General features: G+C 73.2%; 23 protein-coding genes. 14 read left to right on the top strand and 9 right to left on the bottom strand.

Features of this window, described 5'->3' with window-relative positions; all coding sequences use genetic code 11:
- Positions 1–20: 20 nt before the first annotated feature.
- The 6 genes from HN031_RS15570 (at position 21) to HN031_RS15545 (ending at position 6709) form a co-directional block, all read left to right on the top strand.
- Positions 21–1202 carry a cation:proton antiporter gene (locus tag HN031_RS15570; RefSeq protein ID WP_172272050.1) on the top strand — a complete coding sequence of 394 codons (1182 nt, stop codon included), beginning with the start codon at positions 21–23 and terminating at the stop codon, positions 1200–1202.
- A gap of 697 nt (positions 1203–1899) precedes the next feature.
- Positions 1900–2505, top strand: coding sequence for a PAS and ANTAR domain-containing protein (locus HN031_RS15565; protein ID WP_172272047.1), 606 nt, complete (start codon positions 1900–1902; stop codon positions 2503–2505).
- Positions 2506–2819: 314 nt separating this feature from the next.
- Positions 2820–3695 carry a WcbI family polysaccharide biosynthesis putative acetyltransferase gene (locus HN031_RS15560; protein ID WP_172272028.1) on the top strand — a complete coding sequence of 292 codons (876 nt, stop codon included), beginning with the start codon at positions 2820–2822 and terminating at the stop codon, positions 3693–3695.
- 22 nt (positions 3696–3717) lie between these two features.
- Positions 3718–4086: a hypothetical protein gene (locus tag HN031_RS15555; RefSeq protein ID WP_172272025.1), complete on the top strand. Its 369-nt coding sequence runs from the start codon at positions 3718–3720 to the stop codon at positions 4084–4086.
- Positions 4087–4169: 83 nt separating this feature from the next.
- Positions 4170–4424 carry a hypothetical protein gene (locus HN031_RS15550; protein WP_172272022.1) on the top strand — a complete coding sequence of 85 codons (255 nt, stop codon included), beginning with the start codon at positions 4170–4172 and terminating at the stop codon, positions 4422–4424.
- Between the two features lie 323 nt (positions 4425–4747).
- Complete coding sequence (locus HN031_RS15545) at positions 4748–6709, top strand: GTP-binding protein (RefSeq protein ID WP_367650784.1); 1962 nt, start codon at positions 4748–4750, stop codon at positions 6707–6709.
- A gap of 5 nt (positions 6710–6714) precedes the next feature.
- On the opposite strand, the gene HN031_RS15540 is transcribed toward HN031_RS15545, so the two are convergent.
- Positions 6715–7479: a hypothetical protein gene (locus HN031_RS15540; RefSeq protein ID WP_172272016.1), complete on the bottom strand. Its 765-nt coding sequence runs from the start codon at positions 7477–7479 to the stop codon at positions 6715–6717.
- A gap of 174 nt (positions 7480–7653) precedes the next feature.
- The gene (locus HN031_RS15535; protein ID WP_172272013.1) at positions 7654–7938 is read right to left on the bottom strand and encodes a zf-TFIIB domain-containing protein; all 285 of its coding nucleotides are present in this window, start codon (positions 7936–7938) and stop codon (positions 7654–7656) included.
- 222 nt (positions 7939–8160) lie between these two features.
- Here HN031_RS15535 and HN031_RS15530 point away from each other — a divergent pair, with 222 nt between their 5' ends.
- Both HN031_RS15530 and HN031_RS15525 read left to right on the top strand, forming a co-directional pair.
- A complete protein-coding gene (locus HN031_RS15530; RefSeq protein ID WP_172272010.1) occupies positions 8161–9948 on the top strand; it encodes a PHP domain-containing protein in 1788 nt (595 codons plus the stop codon).
- Complete coding sequence (locus HN031_RS15525; RefSeq protein ID WP_172272007.1) at positions 9945–10574, top strand: hypothetical protein; 630 nt, start codon at positions 9945–9947, stop codon at positions 10572–10574. The genes HN031_RS15530 and HN031_RS15525 overlap by 4 nt, the downstream gene beginning before the upstream one ends.
- Positions 10575–10633: 59 nt before the next feature.
- Here the strand turns inward: HN031_RS15525 and HN031_RS15520 are convergent, their stop codons facing one another.
- The gene (locus HN031_RS15520) at positions 10634–11233 is read right to left on the bottom strand and encodes a maleylpyruvate isomerase family mycothiol-dependent enzyme (protein ID WP_172272004.1); all 600 of its coding nucleotides are present in this window, start codon (positions 11231–11233) and stop codon (positions 10634–10636) included.
- A 50-nt stretch (positions 11234–11283) separates the two neighbouring features.
- On the opposite strand from HN031_RS15520, the gene HN031_RS15515 reads away from it, so the two are divergent.
- Positions 11284–11733 (top strand): MarR family winged helix-turn-helix transcriptional regulator, encoded by a 450-nt coding sequence (locus HN031_RS15515; RefSeq protein ID WP_172272001.1) that lies wholly within the window; start codon positions 11284–11286, stop codon positions 11731–11733.
- A gap of 549 nt (positions 11734–12282) precedes the next feature.
- Here the strand turns inward: HN031_RS15515 and HN031_RS15510 are convergent.
- The gene (locus tag HN031_RS15510; RefSeq protein WP_172271998.1) at positions 12283–13062 is read right to left on the bottom strand and encodes an SDR family NAD(P)-dependent oxidoreductase; all 780 of its coding nucleotides are present in this window, start codon (positions 13060–13062) and stop codon (positions 12283–12285) included.
- 64 nt (positions 13063–13126) lie between these two features.
- Here HN031_RS15510 and HN031_RS15505 point away from each other — a divergent pair, with 64 nt between their 5' ends.
- Complete coding sequence (locus HN031_RS15505) at positions 13127–13996, top strand: S-methyl-5'-thioadenosine phosphorylase (protein WP_172271995.1); 870 nt, start codon at positions 13127–13129, stop codon at positions 13994–13996.
- A 55-nt stretch (positions 13997–14051) separates the two neighbouring features.
- Positions 14052–14987, top strand: a complete 936-nt coding sequence (locus HN031_RS15500) for a DUF1254 domain-containing protein (RefSeq protein WP_216652507.1) — start codon at positions 14052–14054, stop codon at positions 14985–14987.
- Between the two features lie 29 nt (positions 14988–15016).
- Here the strand turns inward: HN031_RS15500 and HN031_RS15495 are convergent, their stop codons facing one another.
- Positions 15017–15820: a helix-turn-helix transcriptional regulator gene (locus HN031_RS15495; RefSeq protein WP_172271992.1), complete on the bottom strand. Its 804-nt coding sequence runs from the start codon at positions 15818–15820 to the stop codon at positions 15017–15019.
- A gap of 86 nt (positions 15821–15906) precedes the next feature.
- Between HN031_RS15495 and HN031_RS15490 the strand changes: the two genes are divergently transcribed.
- Entirely contained in the window at positions 15907–16809 is a 903-nt protein-coding gene (locus HN031_RS15490) for an alpha/beta fold hydrolase (protein ID WP_172271990.1), read from the top strand.
- Here HN031_RS15490 and HN031_RS15485 read toward each other — a convergent pair.
- A complete protein-coding gene (locus HN031_RS15485; protein WP_172271987.1) occupies positions 16803–17369 on the bottom strand; it encodes a TetR family transcriptional regulator in 567 nt (188 codons plus the stop codon). The two genes, HN031_RS15490 and HN031_RS15485, sit on opposite strands and share 7 nt — an antisense overlap.
- 56 nt (positions 17370–17425) lie before the next feature.
- Here HN031_RS15485 and HN031_RS21100 point away from each other — a divergent pair, with 56 nt between their 5' ends.
- A complete protein-coding gene (locus tag HN031_RS21100; protein ID WP_216652506.1) occupies positions 17426–18319 on the top strand; it encodes an SDR family NAD(P)-dependent oxidoreductase in 894 nt (297 codons plus the stop codon).
- Here HN031_RS21100 and HN031_RS15475 read toward each other — a convergent pair.
- Positions 18313–20130 (bottom strand): histidine kinase N-terminal 7TM domain-containing protein, encoded by a 1818-nt coding sequence (locus HN031_RS15475; protein WP_172271985.1) that lies wholly within the window; start codon positions 20128–20130, stop codon positions 18313–18315. The genes HN031_RS21100 and HN031_RS15475 overlap by 7 nt on opposite strands.
- Before the next feature lie 113 nt (positions 20131–20243).
- Between HN031_RS15475 and HN031_RS15470 the strand changes: the two genes are divergently transcribed.
- Entirely contained in the window at positions 20244–21587 is a 1344-nt protein-coding gene (locus HN031_RS15470) for a glycoside hydrolase domain-containing protein (protein WP_172271982.1), read from the top strand.
- 57 nt (positions 21588–21644) lie between these two features.
- Here the strand turns inward: HN031_RS15470 and HN031_RS15465 are convergent, their stop codons facing one another.
- A complete protein-coding gene (locus HN031_RS15465; RefSeq protein ID WP_172271979.1) occupies positions 21645–22172 on the bottom strand; it encodes a hypothetical protein in 528 nt (175 codons plus the stop codon).
- Positions 22169–24076: a patatin-like phospholipase family protein gene (locus HN031_RS15460; RefSeq protein ID WP_172271976.1), complete on the bottom strand. Its 1908-nt coding sequence runs from the start codon at positions 24074–24076 to the stop codon at positions 22169–22171. Before HN031_RS15460 ends, HN031_RS15465 begins: the two co-directional genes overlap by 4 nt.
- Between the last annotated feature and the right edge of the window lie 37 nt (positions 24077–24113).

Raw genomic sequence — 24113 nt, 5'->3', positions numbered from 1 at the left:
CCGACGAGCGGGAGGTAGCTATGGATGTCGAGGAACAGCTGCAGGCGCTCCTGGTGGTGTCGGCGGTCTCGGTCGCGGCTCCCTTCGCGAGTGCGTTCCTGGCGCGGCTGCTGGTGCCGCAGGTGGTGGTCCTGATCGCTGGCGGCGTCCTGGTCGGACCCCAGGTCGCCGGTCTCGCCCGACCGGAGTCGGTGGAGCTCGTCGCCAACGTGGGACTCGGGTTCCTCTTCCTCCTCGCCGGCTACGAGCTCGAGCTCGACCACTTCGGCGAGCGCTCGGGGCGGCTGGCGGTGGCGGGCTGGATGGTGAGCGCCGTGGCCGCCGTCGCCGTCACCGGCGTCCTGGCTGCGGTGGACCTCGTGGACGCCTACGTCCCCGTCGCGCTCGCGCTGACGACGACGGCGCTCGGGACGCTGCTGCCGATCCTGCGCGACCACGGCATGCTCGACGGCCCCCTGGGACGCTTCATCATGCCCGCCGGCGCGGTGGGCGAGTTCCTGCCGATCGCCGGCATCGCCATCTTCCTCGGGTCGCAGGGACGACTCTTTGGCCTGGTGTCGCTGGTCGTGATGTGCCTGATCGCGCTCGGCCTGGCCCTGCTCCCCCGGCTGGGTCGGCTGCACCGCATCGAGGCGATCTCGCGGGAGGGCGAGCACGCGACGTCGCAGATCACCCTTCGGCTGACGATGATGCTGTTCCTCGGCCTGCTCGTGCTCGCCAGCGACGTCGGACTCGACGTCGTCCTCGGCGCGTTCCTCGCGGGCGTGGTGCTGCGCCGGTGGGCACCCGGCGACGTGACCGCGCTGGAGCACAAGCTGGACGCCGTCGGCTACGGGTTCTTCATCCCCGTCTTCTTCGTGTCCTCGGGCATGGGCCTCGACCTGCTGTCCATCAAGGACGCGCCGCTGCGACTGGTGGCGTTCTTCATGCTGCTGCTCGTCGTGCGCGGGCTTCCCGCCTTCGTGGTCTACCGCCACGACCTCGATCCGCGTCAGCGGGTGCAGATGATGCTGCTGACCGCGACCTCGCTCCCGCTGCTGGTGGCGCTGTCGACGGTGGGACTGGAGTCGGGGCACATGCTCCCGGAGAACGCTGCGGCGCTCATCGGGGCCGGGGTGCTGTCCGTGATGGTCTTCCCGGCCCTCGCAGTCGCGCTGGACCGCGGTCCGCGAGCGGCGCAGCGCGGCGCGCCGGGCCGCTGACCGTCGGTCCCGCCGCCGGGTAGTCCATGTCGAACGGCTGGCCGGCGGCCCCGGATGACCAGCCGATCGACACGGACTACATGCAGACATCGACCACAGGGGCCTGCGCCGGGACCCTGCCGACCGACGAGGTGACGCCGCCCAGCCCGCTGGTCGGCTCCACAAGGGTCACCCTCGGCCACGTCCCCGAGGGAAGACCGCCGCGTGCCGACATGTCGGGCCGTCAGCTCGAACGCCAGCACGAGGCGACAAGGCGTCTCGACCAGGTCGAGGACCTCGACGTGCAGGCGCTCGAACGCACCATGGATCCAGCCACCCAGCGCACGTTCACCACGCGGACCATCGACGTCCTGACGGTGCACGACGTCGGGTGTCCGCCGCCATCAGGTCGTCATGGACGAGGCATCGGTGCTCCGCCAGGTCGGCGCGAGGTTCTGGTCCCTCGCCCCGGCCAGCGACGCCTGAGTCACCTCGGCGGGGACCGTGGTCACCGGCTCGACATCACTGCTGGGGGGAGGCGGCATGTGCGGCAACCCGCGCCCGGAGGCCTGCTCACCTGTAAACTCGCCCCACCGTGTGACTTGAGGACACAGGTCACTCAGTCCCGCATGCCGACAAGAACACGGACTGCTCGTTGGACATCGACTCCTTTCCCGGCACCCGGTCCCCCGGTGTCGTCGCCCCCTTCCGATATGACGTGACCCGCGACCAGTGGCACTGGTCCGACACCCTCTACGAGCTGCACGGCTACAAGCCACGCGAGATACCCGCCACGACGAGTGCGCTCATGCACCACAAGCACCCGGACCACCGCGACCGGGCAGCCGGTGTCTTCGCCGCCGTCCTCCAGGACGGCGGGACGTACAGCTGCTACCACCGCATCGTCGACCGCGACAAGCACGTCCTCTCGGTGGTCAGCGTGGGCAGGACCGTCCTCGACCCGGACGGACGGCCGGCGGCGATCGAGGGCTACTACATCGACCTCACCGATGCCCGACGCGACGAGACCGAGGCCGACGTGCGCGACGCCCTGGCTCGCAAGGCCCAAGCCGGACCCGTCATCGACCAGGCCAAGGGCATGATCATGCTCGCGGAGGGCTGCACCGCCGACGAGGCGTTCGAGCGACTGCGGTGGTGCTCCCAGGACACCAACCGCAAGGTCGCCGACGTCGCTCGGGCTTTGGTCGAGAGCGTGGGCCGGAGCGGGTTCCGGAGCGATGTGGTGTCCGACGCCCTGGACCGTCTGGGCGACCCCGCTCGCGGCGGGCAGGTCGACGCCGGCAGGCAAGGCTCCTCCGTCTGACGGGGGGCTGACCCCGGCCGGCGCGGGGTGTCGGACAGGACGAACGTCGCTGAAGGCATCCGCCTCACGCTCGGCCGATCCAGGGCGGCGCGCTTGTTCCTGTCCGACAGGCCGCGGCGCGTCGGACGACCAGAAGTCCGCTGGGACCCGTCGTACGCCGCTGTCCTCGGCCGTCAGCCCCAGATGTGGTCGTCCGACGCGCCCATCCCCAACGTGGGCCGCCGGTCTGCCGAGTCACGACTTCTCGGCGCGCCGCATCCTTCGAACGGTGGCGTACGCGGGGTCCCGCGTGGGCGGTCTGCGACGATGGACCGGTGCGTGATGACCGGCCGTTGCTCGTGGTGGTCGGCAACTGCCAGGCCGAGTCGCTGCGCCTGCTGCTCGACGCCGGCGACGTACGCACGAAACGGGTCCCGGCGCTGCACGAGCTGACGCCGGCCGACGTCGTCGCCCTGCACGAGCTGCTCGCCCGAGCCGACCTCCTCGTGGCGCAGCCGACGTCCGACGACTACCGCGGTCTTCCGGTCGGCACCAGCCAGCTCCGGGCGGTGCTGCCGGCGAGCGCGCGGGTCGCCCTCGTGCCGAGCCTGAGGTACGCCGGCCTGCACCCGTTCCACCTGCTGGTCCACCCGCCCGGACTGGAGCAGCCGGACCCGCAGGTCGTGCCCTACCACGACATCCGGACCGTGCTCGCCGCCGACGACGAGCGGGCGGGCAGGCCGGTTCGGGACCCGCTGCAGCTCACCGTCGAGACGGTACGCGCGGTGGCCGCGGCGTCGGTGGCCGAGCTGGCCCGCCGCGAGGCCGTGCACGACACGGTAGTGGTCAGCGACCTCTTCACCTCCCCCACCGCGGACGCCATGCGGACCATCAACCACCCCGGCAACGCCGTCCTCGCACCGGTGGCGGCCCGGCTGCGGCGCGCGCTCGGCCTCGACGCCCTCGGCCCGGCCGTCACCCGGCCACTGCTGAACAACATCCACGCGCCCCTGCTCCCGGAGGTGCTGGCAGCGCACGGCCTCGAGTGTCCGGCCACGACCGACTGGACCATCGATGGGCAGCCGGTGGCGACGACGACCGTCGAGGCGGCGCACCTCGCGTGGTACCGGCGTCGGCCCGAGATGCTCGATGCCGCGCTCACCCGCATCGGTCCACTGCGCGAGCTGCTCCGGAGGCCCGACGCGGCATGACGCCGTACGAGGCTTCTCGACCGTGACCGCAGCCGCAGCGTTCCTCGCCACCGTCGTGCTCGGCGCGCTCGCCGTCGTGCAGCTCGCGGCCGCGGCGGGACGACCAGTGGGCCGGTTCCTGTGGGGAGGGCAGCACGAGGTCCTCCCTCGCGGGCTGCGGATCGGCAGCGCCATCTCGGTGGTGCTGTACGCCGGGATGGCGGCCGCCCTGATCGCACGTGGGACCGGAGGTGAAGGGGCGCTCGTCGTCGTCGTGTGGATGCTCGTCGGCTACTTCGCGCTCGGCATCGTCGTCAACGCGATCTCGCGGAGTCCGTCGGAACGCTCGGTCATGACGCCGGCCTGCGCCGTGCTCGCCGCGTGCTCGCTCGTGGTGGCTCTGGGCGCCTGACCCTGTCCAGCGGCCTCGTGGTCCGGCACATCCGGCTCATGGACGACCGGCGACTCCCCAGGGGAACGACCTCCGGTGGCCGCGTGTCCTGGTTGATCCTCTGTGGCGCGTCGCCGCGCGTCATGGCCACTGCCTTCTTCGTGGCGCTCCGGACGAGTGATGCCACCAGCGCCGGCATGACCGTGCTGTTCGGTGTGATCCTCGTCGGCATCGCGGCTGCGCTGTTCTCCGCGATCCTCTCGCCCCTCCCTGATTCCACCGGGCCCGGTCAGGGGATGGGCAACGAATTTGCCAGTCGGGGCCCCGATGCAGGCGGCGGCGGTGACTGCGGGGGTTGACGGACCGGCCGCTGACTGGTTCCGGTGCCGCTCTGGACAGGTGATCGTTCGCGGGTGACGGCCTGGCCAGGATGACCCTTCAGGGCACCGACGGGCGGCACGCCGAGCTCGGATCGATCCTCGTCGACCCCCTGCTCGGCCGCCGCCACCCCGGATCGGTGACGTCCCCAGACGCTCCGCTCCGGGAGAAAGCGAGTGCGCGGCGCCGCTGTGCCGTGCGATCGTCGAACGTACGCCCCGGCCGAGCGGCCACGACCCAGGAGCAGACATGCGAGCAGCCACCACGCCCCGGACCCTCTTCCGTCCAGCCGTGGAGCTGCCCTGTGACCTCGCCCCCATCCACCCTCAACCTCGGGATCGTCGCCCATGTTGACGCCGGCAAGACGAGCCTGACCGAGCGCCTGCTCTTCGAGGCAGGCGCCATCGACGCACCCGGCAGCGTCGATGCCGGCACGACCCGGACCGACTCGCTCGAGCTCGAGCGTCGGCGCGGCATCACCATCCGGGCCGCGGTGACGTCGTTCGCGCTCGACGACCTGGTCGTCAACCTGCTCGACACCCCCGGCCACCCCGACTTCATCGCCGAGGTCGAGCGCTCCCTCGGTGTCCTCGACGCGGCCGTGCTCGTGCTCTCCTCGGTGGAGGGCGTGCAGCCCCAGACGGTCGTGATCTGGCGCGCGCTCCAGCGGATCGGCGTGCCCACCATCCTGTTCGTGAACAAGGTGGACCGCTCCGGTGCCGACGTCGACGGCGTCCTCGACCAGGTGCGCCACCGCCTCACGCCGTACGTCGTCCCGCTGGCGCACGCGCACGACGCCGGCACCCGGGACGCACGCGTGACCGCCGTGCCGCTCACCAGTGACGACGTGGTCGTGGCGCTCGCCGAGGGCGACGACCGGGTGCTCGACGTCTGGGCCGCCGGCCGGCCGGTGGACGACGCGGCCGCACGCGCCGCGCTGCGCCGCGGGCTCCGGACCGGTGGGCTGACGCCGGCGCTGTGCGGCTCGGCCATCACCGGCGCCGGGCTGCCGCTCCTGCGCGACGCCCTGGTCACCCTGCTCCCCCGGTCCGCTGCGCCGCCCGGCCCACGAGCCGCCACGGTCTTCGCCGTCGACCGGGACGCGCGCGGACGCCGGGCCTGGGTGCGGGTGTGGTCGGGCGCGCTCCAGGTCCGCGACCGGGTGGCTTTCGGCGCGGCCGAGCCCGCACGGGTGACCGAGGTGGCCGTGTCGACACCCGCCGGCCTGCGGCCCGGGGTGGCCGGCGCCGGCCAGATCGCCGTCGTACGTGGCCCGTCGGCACGGATCGGCGACGCCGTCGGCAGGCCGCCGGCGCGTCGCGTGCACCGGTTCACCCCTGCCTCCCTGCAGGCGCTCGTCGAGCCGGTCGACGCGAGCCGCCGGACGGCGCTCTACGCCGGACTCGCCGAGCTCGCCGACGAGGACCCGCTCATCGACCTCCGGCTCGACGAGGTCGACGGCGAGGCCGCGGTGAGCCTGCACGGCGAGGTGCAGAAGGAGGTGCTCGCCGCACTGCTCGAGGAGCGCTACGGCGTCGCCGTGCGGTTCCTCGACACGTCCACCGTGTGCCTCGAGCGGGTGGTCGGCGTCGGGACGTCGGCCGACCGGATCGGCGCCGGCGGCAACCCCTACCTCGCCGGGCTCGGCCTGCGGGTCGAGGCCGCTCCGGTCGGGCACGGAGTCGAGTTCTCCCCCGGCGTCGAACGCGGCAACCTGCCGCCCGCGTTCGTCGCGGCGGCCGAGGAGGGCGTCCGCGGGGGCCTGCGGCAGGGCCCGCACGGCTGGGAGGTCACCGACTGCGTGGTGACGATGACGGCCTCGGCCTACTACCCGCGGCAGAGCCGGCCGCACCAGAAGTTCGACAAGTCGATCTCGACGGTCGCCGCCGACTTCCGCCACCTGGCGCCCGTGGTGCTCGCGGCCGCGCTGCAGGAGGCGCGCACCCGCGTGTGCCGCCCGGTCGACCGGTTCGAGCTGGACCTGCCCGCGCCTGCGTACCCCGCGGTCGCGGCGCTGCTCGGCCGGCTCGGAGCCGCACTCGTGGAGACCTCGACCAGCGGCGGCTACACGCGGGTGGTCGGGCACCTGCCGTCGCAGGTCGTGCCCGACGTCGCGTCGAGGCTGCCCGACCTCACGGGCGGCGAGGGCGTCCTGGTGACGGTGCTCGACCACCACGCGCCGGTGCCCGGGCGGCCGCCGCGACGGCGCCGGCACGGTCCTGACCCCCTCGACCGGACAAGGTGGTTCCGCGACGTCCCGCGGTGAGGCCGTCAGTCGCCGCCACCACCGCCGCCACCGTCCCCGCCACCGCCGTCGAAGCCTCCGCCGTCGAAGCCACCCCCGTGGCCCCCGTGGTCGTGCTGGTGAGGAGGCGTCCAGAGGTCCGGGGCGGCATACATCCAGGCCATCGCGGAGCCGGTCCCTGCGGTGTCTGCCGGGAAGTAGCCCTTGCTGTAGGGACTCAGGCTCGCGCCCGCCTCCCAGTAGGGGACGGTCCGCGAACCGATGGTGACCGTGCGGACCTCGGGCTTCCCGTGCGCGGCGAGCTGGGTGGCGCAGCGGGTGCAGGCGGGGACCTGTCGGCTGCCGTGCCGCGCGCTGGTCCACATGACCGTACGGGCGGACGGCCCGTGCTGGGGGTTGAAGAAGCACGGGGTGCGGAGCTGGGGCCGCGGTCGGCCGGCGAGGCTGGCCTGGACGCACGCCACTGCGTATCGACCGGTGGCCAGGGTGTCGACCAGCCGGCTGATCTCGTCGGGATGCTGCATGCGTGGCGCGTCCCACTTCGCCCGCTCGTAGGCGTCGAGGGCGGACTGGTAGTCGTGTCGGGCGTCGGCGTCGAGGACGCTCTCGGCGACCGTCCCGTCGAGGCGCTGCAGCTGCTCACCGAAGACGGTGACGTCCTCCTCGGCCAGCCGGCGCATCTCGTCGAGGACCTCGACCTGCCCTCGACGCTCGGCCCGCCTGTCCCTGACGCGCCGAGCTGCGTACGGCACCGTCGCACCAGCAGCGAGGGCGAGGAGCAGCCACTCCATCGTGCCTCCTCCCCGCGGCGTGCGAGGCCCCGCGGCTGCCCGCGGAACCTCGTGCTCCGCGGGCAGCCGCGCAGTCCCCTGGCGACTCGCCGTCATCCGCAACCACTGGTCCGTAGACGCTACGCCTCGTCACGGCGCCCGGCGAGGTCACTCGTCGGTGACTAGTCCAGCGGTTCAGCCGAAGAGCTCCCCCAGCCAGTGCTCCTTCTTCTTGCCGCGATGATCGCGGTCGTCACGACGGTCACGGTCGTCGTAGTCCTGTCGGGGGCGCTCGCGCGTGTCGCGGGGAGCCGCAGCCGGCGGAGCGGCCGCGCGCGAGGCGTCCAGCTCCGCACGCTCGAGGATCTTGTCGAGCTCGCCGCGGTCCAGCCACACACCGCGGCACTCCGGGCAGTAGTCGATCTCGACGCCCGCCCGCTCGGACATGACGAGGGTCGTGGAATCGTTGGGGCACTTCATGGAGTCCTCCTCGGGACGGGCGAGTCCTGCCACCCTAGGCCGGTGGCGCCCACACCGGGGTCCGTCGACCTCGCGGACACGCCTCCTCGCGCACCGCCGTACGAGCGCCGGACCTGTTCACGAGATCCACATCCGGCGTTCATCGACTCGGCTGCCGGGTCGGGGGGACGGTGGGACGGCGCGGGAGACGACCCACCCCGCCCCCACCTCGGAAGGACTCACGTGAGCCACCCCCACGACGCAGGCCACACGCACGACCACCCGCACGACCACCCGCACGACCACGCGCACGACCACGCGCACTCCCACGACCACGACCGCGCGCACGACGACCTGGGCGACGTCGCCCACGACCCGTCCGTCCCGGACAGCGACCTCTCCCCCGCTGAGATGACGCGCCGCGGCATGCTCCGCGCGGCCGGGATCACCGGTGCCCTCGTGGCTGGCATGTCGGGCATGCAGGGCGTGACGCCCGCCGCGGCCGCGGCCCCCGCGTCGGCGTACCGCGGCCGGGGTCGCGGTCGGCCGCTCGCCCGGTACTGGTTGGCCGGCGACCACCACATCCACACCCAGTACTCGTCGGACGGCCAGTACCGCGTCATCGACCAGGCGCAGCACGCCGCGGCGTACGGCCTGGACTGGCTCGTCATCACCGACCACGGCGGGGCGACCCACGCCCGCATCGGCGTCGACCTGGTCAACCCCGACATCGTTGCGGCTCGCGCCGAGCTGCCCGGGACCCTGATCTTCCAGGGCTTGGAGTGGAACATCCCGGCCGCCGAGCACGGCACGGTCTTCGTCGCCCCCGGGCCCGGCGAGGTCGAGGTGCTCAAGCAGTTCGAGAACGCGTACGACGGCTCCGTCAAGGGCGCGAGCGGCAGCTCCCCCGCCAACGAGGCCCTCGCGGTGACTGCCGTGCAGTGGCTCGGCCAGCAGGTGGACCGCCGACGCGTCGACGACGCGCTGTTCCTGGCCAACCACCCGGCCCGCAACGGCATCGACAGCCCGCACGAGATCCGGGCCTGGCGCGACGCCGACCCGCGCATCGCCATCGGCTTCGAGGGCGCGCCCGGCCACCAGGCGGCCGGCCTCCCCGCCGGCTACGGACCCGGCTCGGCCCGCGGCTTCTACGGCAACGCGCCGGGCGCGGCGTCGTTCCCCGGCTACCCGCCGGAGAGCTACCGCACCTGGGGCGGCTTCGACTGGATGACCGCGACCGTCGGGGGCCTCTGGGACTCCCTGCTGGCCGAGGGCAAGCCGTGGTCGATCACCGCCAACTCCGACTCGCACGTCAACTGGAGCGACACCTCCCGCCGACCGGACGGGTCCGACTCGGCGCAGTTCAACCGCGACGGACGCTACGGCGGACCGGTGTACGCCGGCGGGATCAACCTGACGGCCGGTGACTTCTGGCCCGGCTTCTACAGCCGGACCCACGTCGGCGCGACGAGCCGCGACTACCGCGCCGTCATGAGCGGCATGCGCGACGGCCGGATCTGGGTCGACCACGGCGGCCTGGTCAAGGCGATGGACGTCACCGTCCGGGCCACCGGCGGCCCGGGCCGAGGTCGCTCGGAGACCCTCGGCGGCACCCTGGCCGTCAAGCGCGGCACCCGCCTCGAGCTCGTCGTCACCATCGACGCGCAGGACGTGCCCAACTGGTCGCAGTTCGTCCCGCAGCTCAACCGCGTCGACGTCGTCCGCGGTCGTGTCGACCCGATGTCCGCCGCCACCGACCGGGACCGGTTCACCGCCCCCGACACCAAGGTCATCGCTCAGTCGGACACCTCGGGTCGTGCCGGCCGGTTCACGCTGACGTACGACCTCGGTCCGGTCGAGGAGCCGTTCTACGTCCGGCTGCGTGGCACGGACGGCAACCGGTCGCAGCCGGGCTTCCTCGGCCCGCAGGTCGACCCGGCCGGGCCGGCGATCGACGTGGTCGGCTCGGCCGACCCCTGGGTCGACCTGTGGTTCTACACCAACCCGATCTGGGTCGTGCCGACCAGGTGACGACCCGCTCCCCGCGGGCGTCCACGACCTGCGTGGCCGTGGACGCCCGCACCAGCGACAACGCCAGCGCCGAGCACCTGGTGCACCTGCTCGACGCCGTCCTGCCTGCGGCCGAGCCCGGGTACGTCGCGTCGACGCACCTCGTCCCCGGCGAGGGTCCGCACACCGCCGTCGCCGCGTCGTGGCCGTGTGTGGAAGGAAGCGCGCCCGCGGCCGAGGACGTGCTCGAGCTGGTGGCAGCTGCGGTCGACGCGCTCGGCGGCGTCGGGATCGTGGTCCACGGCGAGACCGGCACCGCGTCGCGAGGTCCGGAGGAACTGGTCGCGGGAGCGCTGCGGGCCGGCGGCGAGCACCGCGCCCGCAGCACCGGCCGGCTGGCGCGCTACCACGGCCGCTCTGACGTGGAGCGCCGCACCACGGTGGCCGAGGTGGTCGCCCTCAGCGTGGTCGACGCGGTCGAGGCGCTCGCCGGGACGGACGTCGAGCCGACCACACCTGTCGACCTCACCGGGTGGGCGCGTCCGACCTGGCAGCACGGCCGGGTGGTCCTCCTCGTGCAGCAGGGACCCGCAGGACTCGTGCCGTTCGAGTCGCGGGACCAGATCCCCTGCTGCTCACACCACTGACCGACAGGGATTGCGGAGGGTTGTCGACCCTCGCATCGCCACGGCCGTTGCGGGCGAACTCACGCGGTGCCGGGCCGACCTCGCGGAACGGGGAGGCGTCCGGTCAGGGTCAGCAGGTGCGTGCCCATGGGCGCGTGCACCTCGCGGCCGCTGCCGAAGGCCCAGTCGGTGTCCGTCGCCATGAGCCGTACGCCCGGCGGTGGCTTCCACAGCCGGATCGGGGCGGGGGTGGCCAGCACACGGTCGGCGGCTGCAGCGGCCGCGTCCGGGGGGATCGGGTGCTCGATGCCGAGGGGACGGGCGACGTCCTGGTTGTGCACCAGGATGTCGATCAGCGGCTCCAGGTCGGTGATGAACGACACCCGTCGCCGAGAGCCGAGGAAGCTGCGCAGCATCGCGACGATCTCCTCGTGGGTGAGCGGGCTGCGGATCGCTGTGTCCCGCACGACCACGTCGTACCGGAACCCCGCGCGGAGCGCCGGCCACAGCAGTTCTCGGACAGGCGTGTGGGCGAACGTGAGGTGCGCGCCCACGTCACGCACGGTCCAGCCGGAGCAGAGGCTCGGCCGCTGCCAGTCATCCGTGGAGAGCGACTCCAGGAGGTCGGCCATCCATGCGCGCTCCGAGTCGATGTGCCGCCACACGTCAGCGCTGTCCATCATGGGTCACCTCCACCGGGTTAGACAGGACTTCTGTCTAAGATGGCACCGTGACCACACCACGTCAACGGCACGAGCTGGGCGTCCTCCTGTTCGTCGCCAACCGTGCGCTGGAGCAGCGGGCGTTTGACGCCGTCGCGGCTGCCGGCATCACCGACATCACGCTGGCGCAGGCGCGGATCGCGGCACGGATCGCTCCGGACGGGTCGCGGGTCTCCGACCTCGCCGAGCAGGCCCGGGTGACCAAGCAGAGTGCGGCCTCGCTGGTCGAGCAGCTCGAGCGGGCCGGCTATGTGGAGCGGGTCCCCGATCCCACCGACGGGCGTGCCCGCCTCGTCCGCCTGACGGCGCGGCTGCAACGGGTCGCCGAGGTGGCTGACGCAGAGGTCGAAGACGTGCTCTCCGAGTGGGCGGACCGCGTCGGGGAGGACCGGCTCGAGCAGCTGCACGAGATCCTGCGCGACCTGCGCGAGGTCACCGACCCGTGGTGGCACGCGTGAGTGTGATCCCGTCGACAGGAGGTCGACCATGCGATTCGATGTCATCACCGCCGCTTCGCCGGACCAGGTGCTGGAGGCGCTGACCGACTTCTCCGAGCGCCGTCCGCGTGTGTGGCACCGGACGCTGGACCCGGAGACCTACGAGCTGCGCGAGCTCGGCGACACGTGGGCCGTGGCACGGGAGAGCACCGCCGGATCGCCGTTCTGGGTGGTCCAGCGCTACGACTGGTCCGGTCCGTCCGTGGTGCGATGGACCGACGTGGAGACCAGCTGGGGCGGCCTCGCTCAGGTGAGGTGCGCATCGTCCCCCTCGACGGTGGCGGCTGCCGGATCGAGGCGAGGTGGAGCAACGGCCGTGCGACTCGCCGCCGCGACAAGGTCTTGCTGTGGCTCCTCCACCGGGGGCCGACGCATCGACTCATCGCGCGGCTGTGGCGCCAGACGCTGGACGACTACGCGCGAGCCTGACGCCACGACGCCCAGAGGCGCGTGCCGCAGAGGTCTCAGGGGCGCTCGACGCCGAGCGTCCGGACGGTGCCGGCGCCGGGCTCAGTGCACCGAGAAACCTCCGTCGACGAAGATCGACTGACCCGTGACGTAGGCCGAGGCGCGGCTCGCCAGGAACACCGCCGCTCCCGCGAAGTCCTCCGCGAGGCCGTTGCGGCCCACCATCGTGCGCGCGGCCAGCGCCGCCGTCCTCTCGGGGTCGGCCGACAGCCGCGCGTTGAGGGGCGTCATCACGAACCCCGGGACGAGCGTGTTGCAGGTGACCCCGGACGGTGACCACGCCTCGGCCTGTGAGCGGGCCAGCGACTCCAGCGCCCCCTTCGAGACACCGTAGGCGCCGCTCTGCACGAACGCTCGGTGCGCCTGCTGCGAGGAGACGTGGATGATCCGCCCGAAGCCTCGCTCGGCCATGCCGGGCCCGAACCGCTGTCCCAGCAGGTACGGCGCCTCCAGGTTCAGCGCCATGGTGGCGTCCCAGACGCCCTCGTCCAGCTCATCCATCGCCGGCCGCAGGTTGATCCCTGCAGAGCTGACGAGGATGTCGGGCTCCCCCCACACTCCCGCTGCCTCCTCGGCCGCCGCGGCGACACCGCCGCGAGTGCCCAGGTCGGCGCTCACCCAGGCCGCCCGGCAGCCGTCGGCCGCCAGCTCGTCCACCGTCGCGACCAGCTCGGACTCCCGGCGCGCCACCACGACGACGCTCGCGCCCGCGCGGGCGAGTGCGCCGGCGATGGCTCGCCCGATGCCCGAGCTGCCGCCCGTCACGACGGCAACCCGGCCGTCCAGGGAGAACAGGTCCGAGAGGAAGGCCTGGGAGCTCATCGCAGCACCCTAGACGGGGCCGGGCCGGCACTGCTGGGACGCGGCCGCTCACTAGGGTGGCCGCGTGAGCGAGCTCCCCCGCGCCGACATCGCCGTGATCGGCGGGTCGGGCTTCTACTCCTTCCTCGACGACGCGACCGAGCACGACGTGACCACGCCGTACGGCGACCCGTCGGCGCCGGTCGCGGTCGGCGAGGTGGCCGGCCGGTCGGTCGCCTTCCTCCCCCGCCACGGCCGGCACCACGACCACCCGCCCCACGCCATCAACTACCGCGCCAACGCGTGGGCGCTGCGCGCGCTCGGGGTGCGCCAGGTGCTGGCCCCCTGCGCCGTCGGCGGCCTGCGGGAGACCGTCGCCCCGGGCGACCTCGTCGTCCCCGACCAGCTCGTCGACCGCACGCACCGGCGCGTCGGCTCGTTCGTGGAGTCGGGCGCTGTCCACATGCCGTTCGCCGATCCCTACTGCCCCGGGATGTCGGCCGCCCTCGCCGGAGCCGACCCCGACGTCCGCGCCGGCGGGACCATGGTGGTCATCGAGGGTCCCCGCTTCTCGACCCGCGCCGAGTCCCGCCACTACGCCGAGCAGCGCTGGGACCTGGTCAACATGACCGGCGCCCCGGAGGCAGCGCTCGCGCGGGAGATGGGCCAGTGCTACGCCGCCCTCGCGCTCGTCACCGACATGGACGCCGGGGCGGACGCGGGCGACGGCGTCGGCCAGGACGAGGTCTTCGCCCGCTTCCGGCAAAACCTCGAGCGGCTGACCGGGCTGCTGTCCCGCGCGATCGCCGCGCTGCCGGACCCCACCGGGTGCACCTGCAGCACCTGGGCCGACGGCCTCGAGCTCACCTACGACGTCCCGGCGCGAGCGAGCCGCCCGCCGGGGTCCATCACCTCGACGTCCGGCCCCAGCCATCGATCTGAGGCGAGCAGGTGATGACCACCCGGTTCGGGTGACCAAACGGCCTCAGCCCGTCCGGCAGGCTCCCGGCATGCCTGGCACCAAGGTGAACGCGGACAACTTCTCGCGAGCCGAGACCCACCGCATGATGGCCGACCTGCAACGAGACGCAGGGCGGGTGAACCAATTCATGCACAACCGAGAACCGGCCGCAATCGACAAGCAGACCGTGATCCGACTGAACCGCGACACCCTCTACAGCTTCGCGGTCGTCGACATCTCCGCCGGGGCCGTCCTCACCGTCCCCGACGCCGGCGATCGCTACCTGTCGGTGATGGTCGTCAACGAGGACCACTACATCAACCGCGTCCTCCACGACGCAGGGGACCACCACCTCACCGCCGAGGAGCTCGGCAGCCCGTACGTCGTGGTCGCCGCTCGCACTTTGGTCGACCCGCGGGACCCCGACGACCTGGCCGCCGTCGCCGCCGTCCAGGACCGGCTCGGCATCAGCGCGGCGTCCGGGCGACCGTTCGGGCTGCCCGACTACGAGACGGGCAGCTTCGACCGCACCCGGAGCGCCCTGCTGGCTCTCGCTGCCGAGCAGGCGTCCTTCGAGCGGAGCTTCGGCCGGCAGGAGGACGTCGACCCGGTCCGCCACCTCATCGGCTCGGCCGCCGGGTGGGGCGGACTGCCGGACGCCGAGGCGGCGTACGTCGGGGTGGCACCCGGCCTTCCCGTCGGCGAGTACGAGCTCACGGTGCCGGGCGACGTCCCGGTCGACGGGTTCTGGTCGATCTCGGTCTACAACGCCGACGGGTTCTTCGAGCCGAACGTGCACGACGCCTACACCGTCAACAGCATCACCGCCGCCCGCAACGGCGACGGCAGCGTCACCGTCCGCTTCGGCGGCAGTGGTGAGAACTCCATCCCCGTCCCGGAGGGCTGGAACTACCTCGTCCGGCTCTACCGACCGCGCCCCGAGATCCTGTCCGGCGCCTGGAGCTTCCCGGCGCTCGATCGCTAGACCCTTGTCCGCGCGGGCACCGCCCCGGTTCAGCTGCTCGCGAGCAGGTGGCACGCGTCCGACGTGGCCTCGTCGGTCGGCAGCCAGTGCTCGATGCGCAGCTCGTCGAGGGCGACGTTCTGGGGGGCCTGGAACGCCGTCACGAGCGTGACGAACCGCAGCTCGAGGTCCCCGAGCCGGAAGTGCACGACCACCGCCGGGTCGGCCGCGACGCCCAGGTCCACCGAGCGCCAGTCGTCGTGGACGGTCGGCATCGCGAGGACGTCGTCGAGCAGTCCCCGCAGGACCGGGTCCCCCGGCTCGGCCAGCACCTCACGCTGCAGCCGCCACAGCAGCAACCGCCCGACCTCGTCGAAGTTGACGATGACCGGGTGCGCGCCGCCGGGGTCGAACGTCGTCCGCACGAGGTTCAGCCCCGTCAGCCCCACGTCGTCAGGCAGGATCGTCCCGAGCAGCCGGTGCGCCGCCGTGTTGGCGTCCATCACGTCGTACGCCCGGTCGACCACGACCAGCGGGAACGGCTCCGAGTGCCGCTTCAGGTGGTCGAGGGCGGTGCGGGCCAGCGGTGGGAGCGAGTCGCCCTCCTCGTACGCCGCCGGGTGGCCGGCCGACCTCAGCATCGTGTTCACCTGGCGCAGCGGCACGTCGAGCGCCGTGGCCAGGCGGAGCACCATCTCGGCCGAGGGCGTGGCCCGGCCGGTCTCCAGGAAGCTGAGGTGGCGGCTGGAGACGTCGGCGGCGATCGCCAGGTCGAGCTGGCTCAGTCCGCGCTGCCCGCGCCAGTACTTCAGCAGGGCCGGGAGAAGACCCCGGCGTTGGTCGTGGTCGGGCACCCCGCCACCGTAGGGAAGGACCCGATCGCGCGCACCTACCTGCCGAGGTCGTTGTCGCGCCGGCAGGGCCGTCCGATGCTTGCCGCATGACCCTCCTGAGCGCCTCCGCCGCCACCGACCTGTTCCGTCGACCACCGTCGCGATTCGTCGCGGTCCCCGGCACCGGTGCGGAGGTGGCGGTCCGCACGGTCGGCTCCGGTCCCGACGTCGTCCTCGTCCACGGCTGGCCGGTGTCGGGTGCGACCTTCCGCCAGCTGCTGCCGCTCCTCGCCGAGCACCTGACGTGCCACGTCGTCGACCTCGTCGGAGCGGGTCAGAGCAGGTTCGACCGGTCCGTGCGGGTCGGCCTCGACCTCCACGTGAGCGGCGTGCGCGCGGTCCTCGACGACCTGGGGTCGGACTCGGTCGCCGTCGTGGGCCACGACAGCGGTGGGCTGGTCGCGCGCCACGCGGTGGCCGACGACCCCCGCCTGCGCGCGCTGGGCCTGATCGACACCGAGCACACCGGCCGGCCCGCGCCCCTGTTCCGCGCGGTGCTGGCCGCCGGCCGCCTGCCCGGCTTCGGCCATGCCCTGGCCTGGGCGGCGCTCCGTCCGCGCGTACGCCGCCTCCCGCTCGTCCTGGGCGGCGCGTTCCGCGACGACACGCTGCTCGGCGGGGAGTTCGAGGAGTTCTTCCTCCGGCCGCTCCACGACGACCCCGACCGGCGATGGGCGGCCGGACGACTCGTCGCGAGCTTCGACCAGGGCTACCTCCGCGACCTCGAGTCGGTGCACCGGCGGATCGCCGCGCCCACCCAGCTGGTGTGGGGCGAGCACGACCCGTTCCTCCCCGTCGCGCGCGCCCGGGCGATGGTCGCGACGTTCCCCGACGCCCGCATCCACGTCGTGCCGCGTGCGAAGCTCTTCGTCCACGAGGAGGAACCGGCGCAGGTGGCCGCCGCGCTGCTGCCGGTCCTGGCACCGAGGGCCATCCGCGGAGCTCAATGACGCAGCACGTCGAGTGCGTCCTGCAGCGCCTCGGCCAGCGACACCTGCGGGTCGTCGAGCCACCGATCGACGGCGCAGTCGAACGCCGCGGTGGCGCACCGTCCGATCACCCGGGCTGCCTCGCGGGCCGCGCCTCGCGCCACCAGCTCCTCGGCGATGACCTCGGCGCGGCGGTCGAGCTTGACGAGATGGCGCGCGGTGAGCGCGGCCGAGCCCGCGACCAGCCGGCGGCGTCGTACGCCCTCGCGACGCTGGTCGGCCCACAGGTCGGTCAGCTCCACCAGCGCCGCCTCGACCGCCGACCACGCGTCCACCTGCGCCGGCTCCGTGCGCAGGACCTGACGCAGCTCCTCGTCGACCACCGCCTCGTCGGCGAACACGAGCTCGGCCTTGTCGACGAAGTAGCGGAACACCGTGCGGCTGCCCACGTCGGCTGCCGCGGCCACGTCCTGCATCGTGACCGCGTCGAAGCCGCGCTCCGAGAAGAGGTCCACGGCGGCGGCCGCCAACCGTCGTCGGGTCTCTGCCTTCTTGCGCCCGCGAAGTCCTGGTGCCGTCACGAACATCATTGTGGCACTCGTTGTCTTCTGGCAGTGGCTGTCATATTCTCGCCGGTATGCGCGTCCTCGTCACAGGAGTCACGAGCGGTCTGGGACTGGCCGTCGCCGAGGCGCTGCGTGCGCAGGCAGTGGAGGTCTGGGGCACCGGGCGGGACCCGGTGCGGCTCCGGTCCGTCGCCCAGCGGACGGGGCTACACCCAGTGGGGCTCGACCACCGCAGCCTCAGGGGCGTGTCGGCGGCGGCCACGCAGCTGCCCCCCTTCGACGCGGTCGTGTGCAACGCGGGCGTCCAGGTGCTCTCCGGTCGCACCACGACCGACGAGGGGCTCGACGAGACCGTGGCGGTGAACCACCTCTCCCACCTGGCGCTCCTGGACGCCATGCGCCGCGGCGGGAACCTGCCGGCGACCGTCGTGCTCATCGGCTCTGCCACCCACGACCCGGAGCAGTGGACCGGCACCCCTCCTCCGGACGAGTCGGGCGTGGTCGCCGTGGCCCACGGCCGTCGGAGCGAGGCATCGGTGCGCGACGGACTCGCGACTTACACCACGACGAAGCTGATGGCCGTCGCCATGTCCCAGGCGCTCGCGCGCGAGCTCCCCGACACCACGGTCATCGCCTTCGACCCCGGGCTCATGCTCGACACCCGGCTCGGTCGCCAGCACCCGGCGCTCCTGCGCGCGATGTGCCGCTCGGTCCTCCGCGGCGTGCGCTTCCTGCCGTTCGCCTCGACGAGCACCGTCTCCGGCCGGGTGCTCGCCGGGCTCGTGACCGGCTCCGACGCCGTCGCCTCGGCCTCGTACGTCGACCACCGCCGGCGGCCCCTGCAGCCGTCGGCGAAGGCCCTCGACCGGGACTACCAGGCCGCCCTGCTGGCTGACAGCCGGCGGATCGTCGCGGACGTGGTGGGCAGGTCAGAGGAGTCCGCAGGTGACGCTGCCGGTCATTGAGGCCGTCGCTGCGCCGCTGGGCGGTCGTTCGCCGGGGCGTACCTCACCACGAGCAGGGCCAGGTCGTCGGCGAGCTCGTCGCCGTGGAACTCACGGACGGCGGCGAGCACCACGCTCGCGAGCCCGTCGGCCGAGGATCCGCGATGGGTGCGCAGGAGCTCGGCGACCCGCTCGGAGCCGAACTGGTCCCGGCCGTGCCGGGCCTCCACCAGGCCGTCGGTGAAGAGGCACAGCACGTCACCGGGAGCGAGCTCGACCTCGGCGTCGTGCAGCTCGGGGTCGTCGAAGAGCGCGAGCGCCGTGCCGAGCTGGCCGACCTCGTCGACCGTGCCGTCCGTTCGCAGGACCAGCGGCCAGTGGTGCCCGGCCAGGGTGAGGGTGATCCGCACCGGGGCGTCGGAGGCGTCGTCGCCGCGGGGCGGTCGCAGGTGGCCGAAGACGAGCGTGCAGTGTCGCTCCGACTCCGTCTGCGCCTGCAGCACCGCATTCACCTGACGCAGCGTCGCGGCGGGCGTGGCGCCGGGGGCCGCGAGCGCGCGGAGCGTGTAGCGGGCCGCCGCCGTGACGGTGGCCGCCTCGGCGCCCTTGCCGCTGACGTCGCCCAGCACGAAGGCCCACGCCTGCTCGTCGAGCGCGAAGACGTCGAGGAAGTCGCCGCCGATCTCGCCGCCGTCGCCGGCCGGGACGTAGCGGCTGGCCAGCTCGCACGCCGGTAGGACCGGCAACCGGGCCGGCACCATGCTGGCCTGCAGCGTCGCGGCGACCCGGGAGCGGTCGTCGAGGACCTGCTGGAGGCGCCGCTGGTCGTCGACCCGCTGGGTCACCTCCCGGAGCACCAGCAGCTCCCCGGCCGTGCGGCCCGAGACGTCGGTGAGCGGCTGCAGGTTGACGTCGAAGGTCCGCGGGTCGCCGCTGTCCGGGTCCATCAGCACGAGCCCACTGGGACCCACGTCCGCGATGCCCGCGACCGACAGCAGGTCGCGCCCGCGCCGGCCGACCAGCTCGCCGCGCGTCCTGCCGGCGAGGGTCGCGGCGGCCGGGTTCACGTCGACGACCCGTCCGAACGCGTCGAGCACGAGCACGGCGTCCGTCATGCTCTCCACCACGGCGCTCCGGGCGAGCGGCGCCAGGTCGATCAGCCGCTCCTCGAACAGGCCCCACACCAGCAGCCCGCCGGTGACGATGAAGGCGAACGGCGTCAGGTCGATGCGGGCGAACCAACCGACCTCGAGGTTGTGCAGGAGGTTCGCCGCCCAGGGCAGGAGCGCCGACAGCAGGAGCACCCAGGCCATCCGGCGATAGCTCCGCGCCAGTCGCACCATGCTGGCGAGGAACAGGACGGTGGCGGCGACCAGCAGGACGTTGTTGTAGGCGAAGATCGCCCAGAAGGCCGGCCCGGTCTCGACGATCGGGAGGTCCTCGGTGTGCGCCTCCGCCGGGTAGGAGCGCACCAGGTCGTGCGTGGCCGGCACCGCGAGCACCGCCAGGGCGATGACCGGCGGGATCGCCAGCAGCGTCACGAGCCGACGGGTGACCAACCGGCCGCGCCCGGTGTACTGCAGCACGAAGACGAACCATGCCGGCGCCAGCGTGACGATGCCGGCGTACTTCAGGTCCCCCCACCAGCTCTTGACGGCGACGTCGTCGGCGGAGAGCTCGACGGAGTACGTCACCCCCCACCACGCCACCGCCACGAGCAGCACGGCCAGGCTCCAGCTCATGAGCGTGCCGCGGCGCCAGGCGACGTACGCGGCCAGCACGGCCAGCACCACGCCGGCGCCGGCCATGAGGGAGGCGAGCAGGGTCAGCACCCGGGTCCCTCCGCCATCGTCGTCCTCCCACGCGACGCCGCGCGGCCGAACGCCCACGGTAACCGGAAGACGCACTAGGGTCTGGGCACCACACGTTCTCGGGGGAGACACACATGCGACTCGGACACCTCGGCCCTGCCCGCGCACGCGCCGGCGTCATGGTGGCGGCGGTGGTGGCGCTGTGCGCCACGCTGCTGTCCGGCGGCCCGGCCGCGGCGGCGGAGCGCCGCTCGGACGGCCTCACCGGCTACGCCTTCGACGCCCGATGTGCGCCGACGCAGGACCAGATGGACGCCTGGCTGACCTCGTCGCCGTTCTGGGGTGCCGGCATCTACATCGGCGGCTCGATGGCGTCCTGCCAGCCGTCAGCGGTCGACCCGGGCCAGCCGCACCTCGACGCCACCTGGGTGGCCCGGCAGCGCGCCAACGGGTGGCGACTGCTGCCGATCTGGGTCGGGCCGCAGGCCGCCTGTCACCCGCTCTACGCCGACCGGATCGACCCGGCGCCCGCCGGCTCGTACGCCGCGGCCGACGCCCGCGGGCGCGCCGAGGCCGCCGCAGCGGTGGCCCGTGCCCGCGCACTCGGACTGCCCGCGGGGAGCACCCTCTGGTACGACCTCGAGGGCGGCTTCGACGTCGCGGACGAGGACTGCCGCCGCTCCGCCCTGCGCTTCCTGAGCGGGTGGACGCTCGCCCTGCACGACCTCGGCTTCCGCTCCGGTGTCTACTCCAGCGTCTCGGCCGGCATCCACGCCCTCGACAACGCCGACCACCTCTCGCCGGGCTCGTACGCCATGCCGGACCAGGTCTGGTACGCCTGGTACAACGGCCGGGCGGACGTCGACATCGACCCGCGCTGGGTGCGCGCGGACAGCTGGGACGGCCAGCGCGCCCACCAGTACAAGGCGCAGACGACGGTTGCCCACGGCGGCGTCACTCTCACGATCGACCGCAACTTCCTGGAGATCGACGGCGGCTCGCAGCCGCCCCGCTCGCTGAGTGCGTGCGGCGGCACCGGCCTCGACTTCGGTGCGTACCCGCGCCTGAGGTCGGGCGCACGCGGCGATCGCGTCGAGGCGCTGCAGTGCCTGCTCAGGAAGAACGCCCGCTACCGGGGCAAGCTCGACGCCCGGTTCGACCAGGACGTCGTCACGGCGGTGCGGTCCTTCCAGCGCCGTCAGGACCTGCGTGTCACGGGCAAGGCCGACGCTGCCACGTGGACGGCGCTCTTCGCGCGCGGCTCAGCGCCCCTGCTGAAGGTCGGCTCCGCCGGCGAGCCCGCCCTGCGCCTGCAGCGGGCCCTGCGCGCCGCCGGGTTCCGGTCCGTGCAGCCGACCGGTGTCGTCACCGACCGCACGACCAGGGCCGTGGGCCGCTACCAGCGGCGCCTAGGCCTCGACCCCACGGGCGTCGTCACCGCCGACACCTGGGCCGCGCTGCAGCAGGGTCTGCGCTGATGTCGGTGGCTGTCGTCGCGCGGCCGGTCACGGACGGAAGGGAGCGGCGGACCGGGCTCAGTTCGACAGCCAGCTCGTGAGCCCGACGACCCCGCTCACCAGAACCCAGCCGAGCACCAGGGCGATCAGCCGCCACTTCCACACCGCCCGCCGCTTCGCCGCACGGCTGGGACCGTCGATCGCCGCCACCTGACTGCGTCGACGCTGTTGCCGTTCGGCCGCCTCCGCCTCGTCGGGGGCCACCGGGATCGGGATCGGCTGCCAGTCGTCGAGCACGCGCCGAAGCGCGCGGTTCTCGAGCAGGTCGAGCACACCGGCGGCGACGGCGAGCAGACCGAACAGCACGCCCAGGACGGTCGCGACGGCCTCGGGGGTCCCGCTCGTCGCAGCCCGAACCCATACGACGGAGAGCGCGCACAGCGCGACGAGGAGGAGGGTGTAGCCGGGCACGATGGCCCGGTCGTCGGTGCGCAGACCTCGGCGCAGCTCGTCGCACCCGTCCCGTCCGACACGGTCGAGAAAGGCTCCCATCGCATGGCCCGAGCCGGCGAGCTGAAAGGCGAGCGCCGACGGCCTGGCACTCATTCCGGGGCCATCCTCACCACGGGCGCCGGCGCGGGTCTGTCGTGGGACAGGGCGTGCCAATTGGCGTCGCGCCAACCCCCGATCGTGGCGAGCAGCGCCCGGGTGGCGGCCTGGTCCCCCTGGCGCCAGGTGGCGGAGCCGAGGAAGGAGGACCCGGCGACGCCGGTGGCCGGGTAGTGCGCCAGCAGGGACTCGTACTCGCCGAGGGTCCACGACGCATCCACCTGCGCGAGCGCGTCGACCAGGCGCGTCATCGCGGTGCGGTAGCGGATGACCCGGTGCGGGTCCCACTCGAACTGCTCCACGAGCCGGTCACCGGCCTCGGCGCCACGGGCGACCAGCGCCATGATCACGTCGGGCGGCATGGCGAGGTTGAGACCTCCCTCGCCCGGCCGGAGCCGGATCTCGACCACCCTCTCGGCGTAGCCGCGCTGGGTCACCTGGGTGTTGTCCGACCAGTTCTGCACCGTGTCACGCAGGGCCTGGGCGAAACCGGGCACCGTCTCGAACGGCACGGCGCGCGGGTCGACGCCACCCGTCGCCGCCGACGGCAACCAGGTGAGGTCGTCCGGGTGGACCGGGTGAGGCGGCGACAGGTTGATGCCGAACGTCGGGCGCGTCGGCAGCAGCGAGTCGAAGAAGTGCATGGGGAAGTTGCTGCTGATCCCGCCGTCGGAGAAGAGGTGCCGTACGACGCCCTGGTCCCCGTTGCGGTCCACCGCATAGAGCGGCACCGCCGACAGCAGGCCGGGGAAGCTCAGGCTCATCCGGGCCATCACCACCAGGGGCAGCGACTCCGGACCCGGACGCACGTCGCCCCGGCTCGACCGGCCCGGACCCGGGAAGTAGAACAACGGCTCCCCCGTCGCCGGATGGCGATGGCGTGACGCCGCGACGCCGCCCTTCATCGTGGCGACCACCCGGTCCGGGAACAGCCGCCGCATCTCCTCCTCGTCGAACAAGAAGTCCTGCTGACCGAACGGCAGCCGGAACGGACGACGCAGCGTCAGGTCCGTCGTCATCGTCTGGAGATCGATCGCCCGGGCCTGCCGGACCTCCCCCACGGGTGTGCGGCCGCGACCCTCGACGTACGCCGTCCATGCCGCGAGGCCCTCCGGCCCCCACAGGTCCCCCAGCGTGAGGCACCGACCGGCCGGGAGTCCGGCCACGCCGTCGACGGCGTCTGCCAACCACTCGGTGAGCCCCGGCTTCCGGGGGCTCCCTGAGTACGTCGCGCCGTCGGTCAGCCCGAAGTCGTGCTGCGGCAGCACCCGGAGTGCCGCGGACGCGAAGCCGGCCACCGCCGCGGCCACACCCACCACGAGCGCGAGGGGCAGCACCAGCAGGAGGCCCACGCCGATGCGCACCCACGTGACGCCCTCGATCGGGAACCCTGCGGCGAGCACCTGCGCGCCGAACGCCAGCGCGAGCACGAGTCCCAGCCCTGCGCAGAACGCGAGCCGCTGCTGACGCACCACCGCGGCCACCGCTCCCCGGACGCCGTTGCCCCCGATCGCGGCGAGCAGCACCCGGAAGACGCCCTCGGTCTCCCGCGTCGGCTGGAACAGCGACTCCAGGCGCTGCGACACGTCGAACGGCAGCACGGCGAGCGACTGGAAGCCGGCTGCCGGCGCTCGCTCGTCGTGCCGCCGCCGGTACTCCGCGGCCGCCGCGACCACCGCCGCGATCGCACCCGCGGACGTGCCGCCGATGTTGCGCAACCGGTAGCGCGTCGCCAGCTTGCAGATGGTGAGGGGGTAGACCACACCCGACGTGATGCCGCCCTTCATGATCACGTCGCACTCCACCGGGCGGGACGCCGACCCGGTCTCGGGGACGTCGTACGTCGCCATGCTGAGCACGTCGATCTCCCGCTGCGCCCGCTCCTGCTCGGTCTCGGCCATGTCCCAGAGTCCGCCCCGTGCAGCGGCGGCGCAAGGT

It is taken from the genome of Nocardioides sp. zg-1308 (genome assembly GCF_013155375.1).
Classification (GTDB): Bacteria; Actinomycetota; Actinomycetes; order Propionibacteriales; family Nocardioidaceae; genus Nocardioides; species Nocardioides renjunii.
Note: the sequence above shows the minus strand (reverse complement) of the source record. Positions and strands in the feature narration are given on the sequence as shown.

Bases quoted from the DNA above. Each gene is read 5' to 3' on its own strand.
- HN031_RS15570 (WP_172272050.1), top strand. From the start codon at position 21: ATGGATGTCGAGGAACAGCTGCAGGCGCTCCTGGTGGTGTCGGCGGTC.
- HN031_RS15540 (WP_172272016.1), bottom strand. From the start codon at position 7,479: ATGGAGTGGCTGCTCCTCGCCCTCGCTGCTGGTGCGACGGTGCCGTAC.
- HN031_RS15535 (WP_172272013.1), bottom strand. From the start codon at position 7,938: ATGAAGTGCCCCAACGATTCCACGACCCTCGTCATGTCCGAGCGGGCG.
- HN031_RS15520 (WP_172272004.1), bottom strand. From the start codon at position 11,233: ATGGACAGCGCTGACGTGTGGCGGCACATCGACTCGGAGCGCGCATGG.
- HN031_RS15510 (WP_172271998.1), bottom strand. From the start codon at position 13,062: ATGAGCTCCCAGGCCTTCCTCTCGGACCTGTTCTCCCTGGACGGCCGG.
- HN031_RS15500 (WP_216652507.1), top strand. From the start codon at position 14,052: ATGCCTGGCACCAAGGTGAACGCGGACAACTTCTCGCGAGCCGAGACC.
- HN031_RS15490 (WP_172271990.1), top strand. From the start codon at position 15,907: ATGACCCTCCTGAGCGCCTCCGCCGCCACCGACCTGTTCCGTCGACCA.
- HN031_RS21100 (WP_216652506.1), top strand. From the start codon at position 17,426: ATGCGCGTCCTCGTCACAGGAGTCACGAGCGGTCTGGGACTGGCCGTC.
- HN031_RS15470 (WP_172271982.1), top strand. From the start codon at position 20,244: ATGCGACTCGGACACCTCGGCCCTGCCCGCGCACGCGCCGGCGTCATG.
- HN031_RS15465 (WP_172271979.1), bottom strand. From the start codon at position 22,172: ATGAGTGCCAGGCCGTCGGCGCTCGCCTTTCAGCTCGCCGGCTCGGGC.
- HN031_RS15460 (WP_172271976.1), bottom strand. From the start codon at position 24,076: ATGGCCGAGACCGAGCAGGAGCGGGCGCAGCGGGAGATCGACGTGCTC.